11 protein-coding genes are annotated in these 13,671 nt (G+C 57.9%); 7 read left to right on the forward strand and 4 right to left on the reverse strand.

Annotation, left to right across the window (positions count from 1 at the left end; all coding sequences use genetic code 11):
* Positions 1-313: 313 nt before the first annotated feature.
* Positions 314-2,623 carry an NADP-dependent malic enzyme gene (locus tag KHU33_RS02500; protein ID WP_211460933.1) on the forward strand — a complete coding sequence of 770 codons (2,310 nt, stop codon included), beginning with the start codon at positions 314-316 and terminating at the stop codon, positions 2,621-2,623.
* Positions 2,624-2,769: 146 nt separating this feature from the next.
* Here KHU33_RS02500 and KHU33_RS02505 read toward each other — a convergent pair whose 3' ends face one another.
* Positions 2,770-3,783, reverse strand: a complete 1,014-nt coding sequence (locus KHU33_RS02505) for an AraC family transcriptional regulator (protein ID WP_211460934.1) — start codon at positions 3,781-3,783, stop codon at positions 2,770-2,772.
* A 285-nt stretch (positions 3,784-4,068) separates the two neighbouring features.
* On the opposite strand from KHU33_RS02505, the gene KHU33_RS02510 reads away from it, so the two are divergent.
* Both KHU33_RS02510 and KHU33_RS02515 read left to right on the forward strand, forming a co-directional pair.
* Positions 4,069-5,748, forward strand: a complete 1,680-nt coding sequence (locus tag KHU33_RS02510; protein WP_230414008.1) for an AMP-binding protein — start codon at positions 4,069-4,071, stop codon at positions 5,746-5,748.
* 18 nt (positions 5,749-5,766) lie between these two features.
* On the forward strand, positions 5,767-6,534 hold the full coding sequence (locus tag KHU33_RS02515) for an SDR family NAD(P)-dependent oxidoreductase (RefSeq protein ID WP_211460935.1): 768 nt from the start codon (positions 5,767-5,769) through the stop codon (positions 6,532-6,534).
* A 47-nt stretch (positions 6,535-6,581) separates the two neighbouring features.
* Here KHU33_RS02515 and KHU33_RS02520 read toward each other — a convergent pair whose 3' ends face one another.
* Entirely contained in the window at positions 6,582-7,073 is a 492-nt protein-coding gene (locus KHU33_RS02520) for a thioredoxin family protein (RefSeq protein ID WP_230414009.1), read from the reverse strand.
* A 203-nt stretch (positions 7,074-7,276) separates the two neighbouring features.
* On the opposite strand from KHU33_RS02520, the gene KHU33_RS02525 reads away from it, so the two are divergent.
* Both KHU33_RS02525 and lolD read left to right on the forward strand, forming a co-directional pair.
* The gene (locus KHU33_RS02525) at positions 7,277-8,542 is read left to right on the forward strand and encodes a lipoprotein-releasing ABC transporter permease subunit (RefSeq protein ID WP_211460936.1); all 1,266 of its coding nucleotides are present in this window, start codon (positions 7,277-7,279) and stop codon (positions 8,540-8,542) included.
* Positions 8,535-9,251, forward strand: coding sequence for a lipoprotein-releasing ABC transporter ATP-binding protein LolD (gene lolD / locus KHU33_RS02530; protein WP_211460937.1), 717 nt, complete (start codon positions 8,535-8,537; stop codon positions 9,249-9,251). Before KHU33_RS02525 ends, lolD begins: the two co-directional genes overlap by 8 nt.
* Here lolD and KHU33_RS02535 read toward each other — a convergent pair.
* Together KHU33_RS02535 and KHU33_RS02540 are read right to left on the reverse strand one after the other, a co-directional pair.
* Positions 9,224-10,138, reverse strand: coding sequence for a YihY/virulence factor BrkB family protein (locus KHU33_RS02535; RefSeq protein WP_407928239.1), 915 nt, complete (start codon positions 10,136-10,138; stop codon positions 9,224-9,226). The two genes, lolD and KHU33_RS02535, sit on opposite strands and share 28 nt — an antisense overlap.
* 40 nt (positions 10,139-10,178) lie before the next feature.
* On the reverse strand, positions 10,179-10,676 hold the full coding sequence (locus KHU33_RS02540; protein WP_211460939.1) for a hypothetical protein: 498 nt from the start codon (positions 10,674-10,676) through the stop codon (positions 10,179-10,181).
* Positions 10,677-10,841: 165 nt separating this feature from the next.
* Between KHU33_RS02540 and rpsO the strand changes: the two genes are divergently transcribed.
* Positions 10,842-11,111, forward strand: a complete 270-nt coding sequence (gene rpsO, locus KHU33_RS02545) for a 30S ribosomal protein S15 (RefSeq protein WP_014007042.1) — start codon at positions 10,842-10,844, stop codon at positions 11,109-11,111.
* Between the two features lie 304 nt (positions 11,112-11,415).
* The gene (gene pnp, locus KHU33_RS02550) at positions 11,416-13,551 is read left to right on the forward strand and encodes a polyribonucleotide nucleotidyltransferase (RefSeq protein WP_211460940.1); all 2,136 of its coding nucleotides are present in this window, start codon (positions 11,416-11,418) and stop codon (positions 13,549-13,551) included.
* The last annotated feature ends 120 nt before the right edge of the window (positions 13,552-13,671 follow it).

A 13,671-nucleotide genomic window follows, 5' to 3' on the forward strand; every position in this document is an offset into this window, starting at 1 on the left:
AAATCAAAATCTCATCCACGACAGTTCTCTACCGATAATCAAGCCCGCAGCCCGCACCTGCGGGCTTTTGGTTTTATGCGGCAGTGCGGCATAAATCTGCTTTGTTTTTTTATCGGCAACGCTGCAAATTGCCCTGGATTCGTCTACCATTTGCCATGAGCCGCACTATTCAAACCACAACTTTACAAAATAATTTTCTTTCCCAGAAGCATCTTCAATCGCAGAGATATCGGTCACCGAGAAACCGAATCGATGGACATTGTGCTAATGTCGCTGCCAACTAATTTTCACTAGCGTACCCAGGAGACCATCAATGAGCAACCCAACCACTCTTTCTGCGGCCGAACAGGCCCTGCGCGACGCTGCGCTCGAATATCATCGCAGCCCGACGCGCGGCAAGATCGCCGTGGTGCCAACCAAACCATTGTCCAACCAGCGCGACCTGTCGCTGGCTTACTCGCCCGGCGTGGCATACGCCTGCCTGGCGATCCATGAAGATCCGGAGCTGGCGGTGGAATACACCTCGCGCGCCAACTTGGTGGGCGTGGTCACCAACGGCACCGCGGTGCTTGGCCTGGGCGACATCGGACCGCTAGCCGGCAAGCCGGTAATGGAAGGCAAGGGCTGCCTGTTCCATAATTTTGCCGGCATCGATGTGTTCGACATCGAACTGGCCGAGCGCGATCCGGACAAGCTGGTCGAAATCATCGCCGCGCTGGAGCCGACGCTGGGCGGCATCAACCTGGAAGACATCAAGGCGCCGGAATGCTTCTATATCGAAAAGAAGCTGCGCGAGCGCATGAAGATCCCGGTCTTTCACGATGACCAGCACGGTACCGCCATCATTTCCTCGGCAGCCTTGTTGAACGGGCTGGAACTGGTCAACAAGAAGATCGGCGAAGTCAAGCTGGTGGCCTCTGGCGCCGGAGCGGCGGCGATTGCCTGCCTGGACCTGATGGTCGAGCTGGGCGTCAAGCGCGAAAACATTTTCGTCTGCGATTCGCGGGGCGTGATTCACGACAAACGCGAAGACAAGCTGGATATCTCCAAGCAGCGCTACCAGCAAACCACCAATGCCCGCACCCTGGCGGAGGCGATTGTCGACGCCGATGTATTCCTCGGCTGTTCCGCGCCCGGCGTGCTGACCCAGGAAATGGTCAAGACCATGGGTTCGCGGCCTATCATCCTGGCGCTGGCCAACCCGGAACCGGAAATCCGTCCTGAACTGGCGCTGGAGGCGCGGCCGGATTGCATTATCGCCACCGGCCGTTCGGACTATCCGAACCAGGTCAACAACGTGCTGTGTTTCCCCTATATTTTCCGCGGCGCGCTGGATTGCGGCGCCACCAGCATCACGGAAGCGATGAAGGTCGCATGCGTGCGCGAGATCGCCGACTTGACCAAGGCTGAGATCAGCGAAGAAGTGGCCTCCGCCTATGCCGGCCAGGAGCTGCATTTCGGTCCGGAATACATCATTCCGAAACCTTTCGATTCACGCCTGATTTTGCGTATCGCGCCGGCGGTTGCACGTGCTGCTGAAGAATCAGGTGTGGCGACGCGCCCGATCAAGGACATGGAGGCCTATCGCCAATCGCTGATGCGTTTCGTCAGCCACACCGGCATGTTCATGCGTCCGGTGTTCCTGGCGGCGCGCGGCGAACCGCAACGCATCGTCTACGCCGAGGGTGAAGATGAACGGGTGTTGCGTGCGGTGCAGATCGCGCTCGAAGAAAAACTGGTGCGGCCTATCCTGATCGGCCGCCCGGCGGTGATCGAGGCGCGCATCAAGCGCGCCGGCTTGCGTTTGCAGGCCGGCCGCGATTTCGAACTGGTCAATCCGGAAGACGATGTCCGTTTCCGCCAATACTGGGAAACCTATCACGAGATCAAGGCGCGCGACGGCGTCACGCCCGAGATGGCGAAATCGACATTGCGCCGTTCGAATACCACCATCGCCTCGCTGCTGGTCAAGCTGGGCGACGCCGACGGCATGCTGTGCGGCCTGGTCGGGCGTTTCGATAGTCATCTGGAACATGTGAGCGATATCATCGGCCTGCGCGAAGGCGCCAAGTGCTTCGCCACCATGAACGGCCTGGTGCTCGACAAGCACACCTTGTTTATCGCCGATACCTTTGTCAACGACGATCCGGACGCCGAGCAACTGGCCGATATCGCAGCGATGGCGGTGGAAGAAGTAAAACGCTTCGGCGTGCCGCCCAAGGTGGCGTTCCTGTCGCATTCGATGTTCGGCTCCAGCAGCCGGCCGTCGGCCAAGAAAATGCGCGCCGCCCGCGACTTGTTCGTCAAGCGCAGGCCGGATGTCGAAGCCGATGGCGAAATGCACGGCGATGCCGCCTTGAGTGCAGAGGTGAGGGCGCAGTTCCTGCCGAAATCGACCCTGAGCGGCGACGCCAACGTGCTGGTGACACCGAACCTGGATGCCGCCAATATCCTGTTCAACGTGTTGAAGATGACCGGCGGCCAGGGCGTGACGGTGGGGCCGGTGCTGCTCGGCGCTGCGGCTCCGGTGCACATCCTGAACCCGTCGGCGACGGTGCGCCGGGTGGTCAACATGACTGCGCTGGTGGTGGCAAACGCTATTTCTGCCAAGCAGGAAATGTAAATAGTTGACGGTAATCGGGGACAGAGTTCAGGCGCCGCAGCGCGGCGCATGGCTCTGTCCCCACAGTCGGGTTTTGTTTTGTTATCGGCGACACATGAGAAGGTTTTTACCCGGGGAGGCTGAAATGTACAGCTGCAATCGGGTTCTTACGTTGCCGACAAAGCGCGCCGATGTTCGCCCGGACTGCTTCCGGTCCATTTCTTGAAGGCCCGATGGAAAGCGCTGGAATCGGCAAAACCAAGGCTGAGCGCAATTTCTTCAATGCTCCTGGCGGAGCCGCTCAAATAATTGATGGCCAGATCGCGCCGCAGATTGTCCTTGATCGCCTGATACGATTGTCCTTCCTGGCCAAGCTTGCGGCGCAAGGTCGACGCCGGCGTATGCAGTTGTTTCGACAAACTGTCGAAGTCTGACCATTCGGTCAGCGGCAGCTGGCGCAGATGGCGTCGGATGGTGGCCGCCAGGCTATCGTGATTGCTGTATTTCACCAGCAGGTTGCCGGGCGCTTCGCGCAGGAAGGATTGCAGCGAACGCTGGTTTTGCACTATCGGCAACGCCAGGCAAGCCGCATCGAAAGTGATGGCGGTCTGCTGCTGGCTGAAGCGGGCCTGGTCGCAAAAGCGGATCTTGTAATCGAGGCTGGCCGACGGCTCCTCACAACGAAAATCTGCCGACAACAATTGAATGCGGCGTCCGATCAGCCAGCTGCCGACGCCATGCACGATCATCAGGAAGGTGCCGTAGGCAAACATGCGGCGCGGGCTGCCGGTGTCGTTGATGACGATGCGCGCCAGGCCGTCTTGTTCCGAGAGCGTCGCCGACATATCGTCCAGCACCAGCCGCAGGAAATCCAGAGTGCGTGCCAGAGCCTTGCCGAGATTGGCGCTGTGCAGGGCGCTGCGGCACAGCATGTTGAAACTGCCGACCCGCATCGGATGGCTATCCATGCCGAAAAATTCATCATCCATGGCGTGCGCGATCAGATACCACAGCTTGCCGTAGTTGGCGGCGGCGACCCGAGCGTGCGGCGTGCTCAGCCAACGCGGAGAAATACCGGCCTCAAGCAGCAGCGTTTCAGTATCCATGCCGCGTTGGCGCATGCTGTGCAGCGCTTCATCGACAAAGCTGATAGCGATCGTTCCCTTTTCCCAATCTTCCATATGACCACCTTTAAAACCTACTGCGCGACTCAATCTCGGGGCGGCGATGCTCACGGTACTTGCGTACGGCTGCGCTTCTCGCCCCGAGATTGAGCCGCTCGCTACGGTTTTATAGGTGGCCATAAAACCATTAGATAGTAGATATTGCAATTCCGATCAAATTCATTGATCGCTTTTAACATGGTTGTCAGCCACTAATTATCCTAGACTTGGCTGCGGCAGTTCCATTTCTCATAAGAACAAGAGCAGATCAAGCCTGCCATTCTAGGTTAGAGGAGAACACTCATGTCATCTGCTTTGCCAGCCGCAGTTTCAACTGCGGCCGACACCATTCCTGATTATGCCCAGTTTTATGCGGACTTCAGCGCCGACAGTATTGCTGCGGAATTGTCCGGGAATCTGCAAGCCGGCATCAATGCCTGCGTCGAATGCTGCGACCACCACGCCACGCCCGGCCACGACCATATAGCGCTGTTTTGGGAAGGCAAGGATGGCCGCAGCGCCAGTTATACCTTTGCCCAGCTCAAGGAGTTGTCAGGCCGTTTTGCCAATTTTCTGAAGGCGCAGGGCATCCAGCCCGGCGACCGCGTAGCCGGATTGCTGCCGCGTACGCCGGAACTGCTGATTGCAATTCTTGGCACCTGGCGCGCCGGTGCGGTGTACCAGCCCTTGTTCACCGCCTTCGGTTCGAAATCGATTGAATACCGGGTTGCCGCCAGCGAAGCGAAATTGATCGTTACCGACGCCGATAACCGTCACAAACTGGCGGAGGTGCCGGCATGTCCGCCGATCGTGACCGTCGCCAGTCAAACACCAGCCGGCGACTTCGGTTTCTGGGCCGAACTGGAGCGCCAATCCATAGAGTTCGCGCCGGTGATGCGCAAGGCCGATGATGCTTTCATCATGTTGTTTACCTCGGGCACGACCGGGCCGGCCAAAGGTGTCGCGGTGCCGTTGCGGGCGATGCTGGCGTTTTACGTGTACACGCGTTACGCGATGGACGTGCGGCCGCAAGATGCGTTCTGGAATATCGCCGATCCCGGCTGGGCTTACGGCTTGTACTACTGCGTCACCGGACCTTTGCTGATGGGGCATGCGATTACCTTCTATGAGGGTTCGTTCACGGTGGAGAGCACTTACCGGATTATCGATAAATACAAGATTACCAATCTCGCAGGTTCGCCTACCGCGTACCGGCTGCTGATTGCCGCCGGCGCAGCGGCGGCGGCGCCGGTCAAGGGCCGTTTGCGCGTCGTCAGCAGCGCCGGTGAACCCTTGAACCCGGAGGTGATTCGCTGGTTCGGCGAACATCTGGCTTGCCCGATCAACGATCATTACGGCCAGACCGAGCTAGGCATGGTGTTGTGCAACCACCATGGTTTGCGGCATGAGGTGCGTCTGGGTTCGGCCGGCCTTGCCATGCCTGGCTATCGCCTGGCGGTGCTGGACGACGATCAACAGGAACTGGCGGCGGGCCAGCCGGGCGTGCTGGCGGTGGATCGGCGCCGTTCGCCGGTGTATTGGTTCCAGGGCTATTGGCAGCAAGATAACGCGGCTGACAGCGGCGACTATTACATCACCGGCGATACGGTCGAGAAAAACCAGGATGGCAGCATCAGCTTCATCGGCCGCGGTGACGATATCATTACTTCTGCCGGTTATCGCATCGGTCCCTTCGATGTCGAAAGCGCGTTGCTGGAGCATCCGGCGGTGGTTGAGGCGGCAGTGGTTGGCAAGCCGGACCCGGAGCGCACTGAACTGGTCAAGGCTTTTGTCGTCTTGAGCAAGGATTATCATGCCAGTGCCGAACTGATCGGCGAGCTGCAGCAATACGTCAAACATCGTCTGGCGGCGCATTCTTATCCGCGTGAAATCGAATTTTTAACAGAACTGCCAAAAACCCCCAGCGGCAAACTGCAGCGCTTCATCTTGCGCAACCAGGAAATCGCCAAGGCTAACATTTAAAGAGGAAAAGAGAAAAATATGCAAATTGAAAATAATGTATTTCTGATCAGCGGCGGCGGTTCCGGCCTGGGTGCGGCAACTGCCGCCATGCTGGTGCAGGGCGGCGCCAAGGTGGTGATCGCCGATATCAACCAGGAAGCCGGCGCCGCATTGGCGACGCAACTGGGCGCCAATGCCCGTTTTGTGGCAACCGATGTGTGCAGCGAAGCCAGCGCCATGGAGGCGGTCAGCACCGCTCTCACGGTGTTCGGCGGCTTGCACGGGCTGGTCAGCTGCGCAGGCGTGGCGCCGGCCAAGCGCATAGTCGGCAAGGAGGGGCCGCATGCCCTGGAAGATTTCAGTCGCGTGGTCCAGATCAATCTGATCGGTACTTTCAACATGATGCGCCTGGCCGCCGATGCGATGAGCAAGGGCCAGCCGAATGCTGAAGGTGAGCGCGGGGTGATCATCAACACCGCTTCGGTTGCCGCTTTCGATGGCCAGATCGGCCAGGCTGCCTATGCCTCATCCAAGGGCGGGGTAGTGGCTCTGACTTTGCCGGCAGCGCGCGAACTGGCGCGCCACGGCATCCGTGTGATGACGATTGCGCCGGGCATCATGGAAACGCCGATGCTGCTCGGCATGCCGGAAGAAGTGCAGGACGCGTTAGGAAAAATGGTGCCGTTCCCGCCGCGCCTGGGCAAACCGGCTGAATTCTCGGCATTGGTGAAGACCATTGTCGAGACGGTCTACCTGAACGGCGAAGTGATCCGTCTCGACGGCGGGATACGGCTGGCGCCTAAGTAAGCGCGCAGCATTATGGTTGTTGCAAACCGGGGCGGTTGAGCGCAGGCTTAGCCGCCCTGTCTTTTTACGATCTCTTTATTGAAGAAATCGTAGATGCCGTTCTCGCCCATGCGGCGGGCGTCCGCCAGTTCGCCGGCCTTGGTCGAATACAGGATCTTGTTGTCCGGGCTGAGCAGCACGGCGGCTGGAATACCCTTTTTAATCGGGTTGCCGTAAGACTGGGCGACATTCAGATTCTTGTCGAAATTGCCGACGTCGACTTTCACCAGAATGAATTTGCCGTCGATCAGCGCCGCGCTTTTGCCATGCAGCGCCTTGTCCAGTTCGCGGCAATCGGTGCACCAGTTGGCGCCGAATACCAATATCACTTGTTTATTGCTGCTCTGCGCCTGGCTCAAGGCCTGGCTCAGGTCGGCTTTGGCGTCGGCCTTCTCATCATAGGGAAGCGGGGCAGCGGCCACCGCCTGCGCCAATAGCAGGCCGAGGCATAGGGCGAAGAATTTTTTCATCATGCGATCCTGTTCAGATTGGATAGTCATCCGGCATCGGCCCGATGTTTTATTAATATGGTGTATCCGTTAGTATATTTCGTTTTGGCAATTGGTGGCGCTACCTTGATTTTGACCCGGTCCGGTATTGAACGATAGCGCATTGTCTGGATCAGATCAGGCGCATTCAGCGGGAAAGCTCCGTGAGTTTGCCAAATTATGGCAAACTGCGGGCTGATTTCGGGAGCCTCCTTTTGAGCATCATAAAAAATTTACCGTTTGAGTGGCTGGTCGGCATACGCTATACCCGCGCGGGCAAGCGTAGCGGCCGCAACAGCTTTATTTCCTTCATTTCGCTGATATCGATGGCCGGCATCGCCCTCGGGGTGGCGGCGCTGATCGTGGTGCTGTCGGTGATGAACGGCTTCCAGAAAGACGTGCGCGACCGCATGCTGTCGGTGCTGGCCCATATCGAAGTGTTCGACGCTTCCGGTTCCATGCAGAACTGGGAAGAGGTCGCCCAGCAGGCCTTCAAGAACAAGGAAGTGGTAGGCGCGGCGCCCTATGTCGATGCGCAGGCCATGCTGGTGCGCGAAGGCGTCTTGCGCGGCGTGGCGATACGCGGCGTATTGCCGGCCGAGGAGCCCAAGGTGTCGGACGTGGCCAGCAAGGTCAAGCAAGGCAGCTTCAATGACCTCAAGCCGGGCGAATTCAATATCGTGCTGGGGATAGAGCTGGCGCATGCCTTGAGCGTGGGCATCGGCGATAAGGTGACATTGATGGCGGCGCAAGGGCAGGTGACGCCGGCCGGCGTGATTCCGCGCTTGCGGCAATTCACCGTGGCCGGGATTTTCGAGGCTGGTCATTTTGAATACGATTCGACCCTGGCCTTCATTCAATTGGAAGATGCGGAAAAAATGTTCCGCCAGGATTCACCGTCCGGCGTGCGCCTGAAGATCGTCGACATGTTGCAAGCGCCGCAGGTGGTGCAGCAGCTGGCGACCACGCTGCCGCCCAATTTGTATCTGCGCGACTGGACCCAGCAGAACAGCAACTGGTTCGCCGCCGTCAAGACTGAAAAACGCATGATGTTCATCATCCTGACCCTGATCATCGCGGTGGCCGCCTTCAACCTGGTGTCGACCTTGGTGATGACGGTGACTGACAAGCAGGCTGACATTGCGATTCTGCGCACGCTGGGTGCATCGCCGGGATCGATCATGAAGATTTTCATGATCCAGGGTGCGCTGGTGGGGCTGATCGGCACCGCTATCGGGGTTGGCGGCGGCGTGCTGATAGCCCTGAATATCGATGTCATCGTGCCGTTTATCGAAAATATGCTGCACGTGCAGTTCCTGCCCAAGAGCGTGTATGTGATTACCGAATTGCCTTCAGACCTGCGCTGGCCGGATGTCTGGACCATCGGCGGCGTCGCCGTGGTGCTGGCTTTCCTGGCGACCTTGTATCCGAGCTGGTGGGCTGCCCGGGTGAAACCTGCTGAGGCGTTGCGTTATGAATAATACAAATAAATCCATCGTTCTTTCCTGTCGCAACCTGGGCAAGACTTTTACCCAGGGCAGTTATTCGGTCAAGGTCTTGAATGGCATCGATATCGATGTCGCCAAGGGCGAGCAAGTGGCTATTGTCGGTGCTTCCGGCTCAGGCAAATCGACCCTGCTGCATCTGCTGGGCGGCCTGGATGCACCGACTGCCGGTAACGTCAGTTTGCTGGGCAAGGATTTTACGACCTTGGGAGAAAAGACCCGTGGCGACTTGCGCAATAATGCACTCGGTTTCGTCTACCAGTTTCATCATCTGCTGCCGGAATTTTCCGCGCTGGATAACGTCGCCATGCCCTTGATGATCCGCCGCCTCAAGCGCAGCGATGCGCAACAGCAGGCGCGTGAGATTCTGGCGCGGGTCGGCTTGGCTGAACGTGTAATCCACGTGCCGGGCGAGCTCTCCGGCGGCGAGCGCCAACGGGTAGCGCTGGCGCGGGCGCTGGTCACTCGGCCGGCTTGCGTGCTGGCCGACGAGCCGACCGGCAATCTCGATCGGGCGACGGCGCAGATGACTTTCGATCTGATGCTGGAATTGTCGCAAACCTTGGGCACGGCCTTCGTGATCGTGACCCATGATATTGAACTGGCGCGCCGCTGCGGCCGCATTCTGCGGCTTTCAGATCGCGGGCTGGAGCCTTATCATGATCGACTCGAAGAGGTCGAGTGAGCGTCGGCATTCTTGTCGATCTCTTGCAGGCTGCCGAAAAACAGGGCGTACTGGCGCGTGAACTGGGCGCCGAAAAAGAAAATCTGCGCCGAGTAGTAAATCCACAGCAGCAGCGCAATCACTGAGCCGGCGGCACCATAGCTGGAAGCGACGCCGCTATTGCCGAGGTAGATGCCGATCAGGTATTTACCCAGCACGAACAAGGCGGCGGTGCCGATCGAGCCTATCCATACGTCGCGCCACGGCAATTTGGTCTGCGGCAGCATCTTGTAGATCGAGGCGAACAGGCTGGCAATCACGGCAAATGAAAACAGCTGTGACAGCGGTGAAAAAACCAGCGTCACGTTGAGCCACATGCCGCCCAGGTATTTTGCCAGCAGCGCCAGCGCCGCGCTGACCACCAGCGAGGTCAGCAGCAGGAAGGCCAGTACCAGTATCAGTCCGAACGACAGCAGGCGAGTGCGGATCAAGGACATGATGCCGGATTGGCGGGTCTGCTCGACGTACCAGATTTCGTCCAGGCTATCCTTCAGTTCGGAGAATACGGTGGTGGCGCCGATCAGCAGCACCGCTACCGCGATCAGCGCCGCGATCGGCCCCGAGCGATTGCTGTGGGCCGCCGCCAGCAACAGCTGGATGGCGTCGGCGCCGGTCGGGCCTATCAAGCCCGACAACTGGCCGAAAATTTCGCCGCGCGCCGCCTGTTCGCCGAATACCGCGCCGGCAATCGCAATCACCAGTATCAGCATGGGCGCCATCGAGAACAGGGTATAGAAGGCCAGGGCAGCGCCTTTGCTGCCGGAGCGCTGCTTGAACCATTCCTGCAGGGTGCTGGCCAGCATGGCCTGGATGCGTTGCCGTTTCGGGAATTTAACTGCAAGTTTAATCATGCATGACGCTTTCTGTTCAGCCTGCCTGGCGAAGTTTTTACATGCCAAACCGGGTATGTTCATAACGCGGATCGGGGCCGTTTTCAAGCTTGCGCACAATCCCGCTGTCGTCGAAGTAGACCGTCATCATCGAGTTCCAGACGCCGCTTTCCTTGTAACCGTAATTCCAGCCATTCAGTTTTACCCGGCTGTAGTAGATGGTTTCGATCGGCTTGCCGATGGTGCGCAGGACATCGTTCTGGTTGAATTGATTGACCTTGATGGTGGCAAATTTCTCCAGGGTCAATACTTGCTCATAGGAAATCAACTTGTGATCCGGGCCGATTTTCGCCATATACGTTGCCTGGCCAAACGGCCCGCGTGAGTATTCCAATAATACATCATTGCCGTCTTGATAAGTTCCGGTCGGCTTCCCCAGGCGCGCCAGGACTTGCGCCTCGGGTTCGCCGGGATTGACTGGAGGCGCCAGCAGAGAAGCGCAACCGGTCAGACTCAGCAGTAAACCGGCCAGGAGAATGGGAAAGGGTTGCTTCATGGCGATACTCCAAAATAGATTGTTGTTGACGGCGCGCTAACTGTTTGAATTGGCAGGGCTTTTGCTATATACTGCGCGTCTGGTCAAGTTTGACCGGATTTTTTAATTGTTTGTTCACGGTGCATAGGGTTACGTACTCTGTACACCGCTTGTGAAAGGTAAAGCATGACTATCGAAAAAACAGCCAAGGCCGCTATTATCACTGATAATGCGCGCGGTCAAAACGACACCGGCTCCCCAGAAGTGCAAGTTGCGCTGCTGACTGCCCGTATCAACGACCTGAACGGTCACTTCAAAGCCCACGCTAAGGATCACCATTCCCGCCGCGGCCTGATCATGATGGTTAACCGTCGTAAAAGCCTGCTGTCCTACCTCAAAGGTAAGGACCTGAACCGTTACCGCTCGCTGATCGAAAAACTCGGCTTGCGTAAGTAATAGTAAGTGCGCGGCTCATCGTCGACCTCCGGTATTTGCAGCGACATTCTGTTTCGATATTTCGTGACGATGTCCTTGGTCCGTCGATAAGTTGAAAAAAATGCCTGTATCAGTTTCTGATGCGGGCATTTTTGCTTTTGGCAGCAGCTTTTTTGCGGCTTATCTGCACAAGTATTAAGAAGTAAGTTCTAAGCAAGGAGACGGCAATTCATTGGTTATCGACACAAACAGCCAGCGATGAATCGTCTGTGGTGAGGTGAACGACAGCGCCTGAAAATCTGTCGGCAAAATGAAAGGATATATTGTGTTTAATAAAGTTACGAAGACATTCCAGTATGGTCAGCATCAAGTTACGCTGGAAACCGGCGAGATCGCTCGCCAAGCCTCCGGCGCCGTGCTGGTGTCGATTGAAGATACCGTTGTGCTGGCTACCGTGGTAGCGCGCAAGGATGCCAAGCCAGGTCAGGATTTTTTCCCGCTGACCGTTGATTATGTTGAAAAGACTTACGCTGCAGGCCGTATCCCAGGCGGTTTCTTCAAGCGCGAAGGCCGTCCTTCCGAAAAAGAAACCCTGACATCGCGCCTGATCGATCGTCCGATCCGCCCGCTGTTCCCGGAAGGTTACCTGAATGAAGTGCAAGTCATCATTCACGTGCTGTCGGTCAATCCTGAAATCGATCCGGACATCGCTGCGATGATCGGTGCTTCGGCTGCCCTGTCGGTCGCCGGTATTCCTTTCGCCGGCCCGGTCGGCGCTGGGCGCGTTGGTTATATCGACGGTCAATACGTATTGAACCCAACCACATCGCAACTGACCAAGTCCGCCATGGATCTGGTAGTTGCCGGTACTGAAACCGCCGTGCTGATGGTGGAATCCGAAGCCAAGCAACTGTCGGAAGAAATCATGCTGGGCGCGGTGGTGTTCGGCCACGAGCAATCGAAGGCGGTTATCGACGCGATCCACGAACTGGTACGCGACGGCGGCAAGCCTGAAGTTGAATGGAGCCCGGCGCCGAAGAATGACGCGCTGATCGCTCGCGTTGCGCATTTCGGCGAAGCCAAGCTGCGTGAAGCCTATCAGACCAAAGACAAGCAGGCCCGCACCACCAAGCTGAAAGACGCTACTGCCGAAGTCAACGCGGCATTGGCTGCCGAAGCTGCATCGATTGGCGGCACTGCACCTGATGCTTCGGAAGTCAGCGGCATCCTGTTTGACCTGGAAGCCAAGATCGTCCGTTCGCAAATCCTCGAAGGCGAACCGCGTATCGACGGCCGCGACACTCGCACCGTGCGTCCGATCACGATCCGTACCGGCGTTCTGCCGCGTACCCACGGTTCGGCACTGTTCACCCGTGGCGAGACGCAAGCGCTGGTCGTGGCCACGCTGGGCACTGCACGCGACGAACAAAAGATCGATGCGTTGATGGGCGAGTATTCGGATCGTTTCATGCTGCACTACAACATGCCACCGTTCGCGACTGGCGAAACCGGCCGCGTTGGTACCCCGAAGCGCCGCGAAATCGGCCACGGCCGTCTGGCCAAGCGCGCCCTGCAAGCAGCATTGCCGGCGCCGGAAGATTTCAGCTACTCGGTACGCCTGGTATCGGAAATCACCGAATCCAACGGTTCGTCGTCGATGGCTTCGGTCTGCGGCGGCTGCCTGGCCTTGATGGATGCCGGCGTGCCGATGCAAGCACACGTTGCCGGTATCGCCATGGGCCTGATCAAGGAAGGCAGCAAGTTTGCCGTCCTGACCGACATCCTGGGCGATGAAGATCACCTCGGCGATATGGACTTCAAGGTAGCCGGTACTGCCAACGGTATCACCGCTCTGCAGATGGACATCAAGATCCAGGGCATCACCAAGGAAATCATGCAGGTCGCATTGGCGCAAGCTAAAGAAGGCCGCGTCCATATCCTCGGCAAAATGCAAGAAGCGGTACCGCACGGTAAAACCGAGCTGTCCGATTTCGCGCCGCGCCTGATCACCATCAAGATCAATCCGGAAAAAATCCGCGACGTGATCGGCAAGGGCGGCGCTGTGATTCGCGCGCTGACTGAAGAAACCGGCACCCAGATCGATATCAGCGACGAAGGCGTCGTGACTATCGCTTCGGTAGATGCTGCTGCCGGCCAGGAAGCCAAGCGTCGTATCGAAGAACTGACCGCTTCGGTTGAAGTGGGCAAGGTCTACGAAGGTACGGTCTTGAAGCTGCTGGACTTCGGTGCAATCGTGCAAGTATTGCCGGGCAAAGACGGTCTGCTGCACATCAGCCAGATCGCCAATGAACGCGTGAATGCGGTTGCCGACTACCTGAAAGAAGGCCAGCAAGTGCGCGTCAAGGTTCTCGAAACCGATGACCGCGGCCGTCTGAAACTGTCGATGAAGGCAGCGCAGGCTGACGAAGGCGGCGAAGCTGCTCCGGCAGCGGCGCAGTAATCTCGCAGTAACTTAGTTGTATGAAAAATGCCCGGGATGCTGATGCATCCCGGGCATTTTTATTTTTACGCGATTAAAAATACGGTGAAAAAAACCGCCCGGGAGATTGTCTCGCGGGCG

Source organism: Collimonas silvisoli, assembly GCF_018305005.1.
In the GTDB taxonomy this organism is placed as follows: domain Bacteria; phylum Pseudomonadota; class Gammaproteobacteria; order Burkholderiales; family Burkholderiaceae_D; genus Collimonas; species Collimonas silvisoli.

Coding starts and splice junctions, on each gene's coding strand:
- rpsO (WP_014007042.1), top strand. CDS start 10,842: ATGACTATCGAAAAAACAGCCAAGGCCGCTATTATCACTGATAATGCG.
- KHU33_RS02505 (WP_211460934.1), bottom strand. CDS start 3,783: ATGGAAGATTGGGAAAAGGGAACGATCGCTATCAGCTTTGTCGATGAA.
- KHU33_RS02515 (WP_211460935.1), top strand. CDS start 5,767: ATGCAAATTGAAAATAATGTATTTCTGATCAGCGGCGGCGGTTCCGGC.
- KHU33_RS02540 (WP_211460939.1), bottom strand. CDS start 10,676: ATGAAGCAACCCTTTCCCATTCTCCTGGCCGGTTTACTGCTGAGTCTG.
- KHU33_RS02510 (WP_230414008.1), top strand. CDS start 4,069: ATGTCATCTGCTTTGCCAGCCGCAGTTTCAACTGCGGCCGACACCATT.
- KHU33_RS02520 (WP_230414009.1), bottom strand. CDS start 7,073: ATGACTATCCAATCTGAACAGGATCGCATGATGAAAAAATTCTTCGCC.
- lolD (WP_211460937.1), top strand. CDS start 8,535: ATGAATAATACAAATAAATCCATCGTTCTTTCCTGTCGCAACCTGGGC.
- KHU33_RS02500 (WP_211460933.1), top strand. CDS start 314: ATGAGCAACCCAACCACTCTTTCTGCGGCCGAACAGGCCCTGCGCGAC.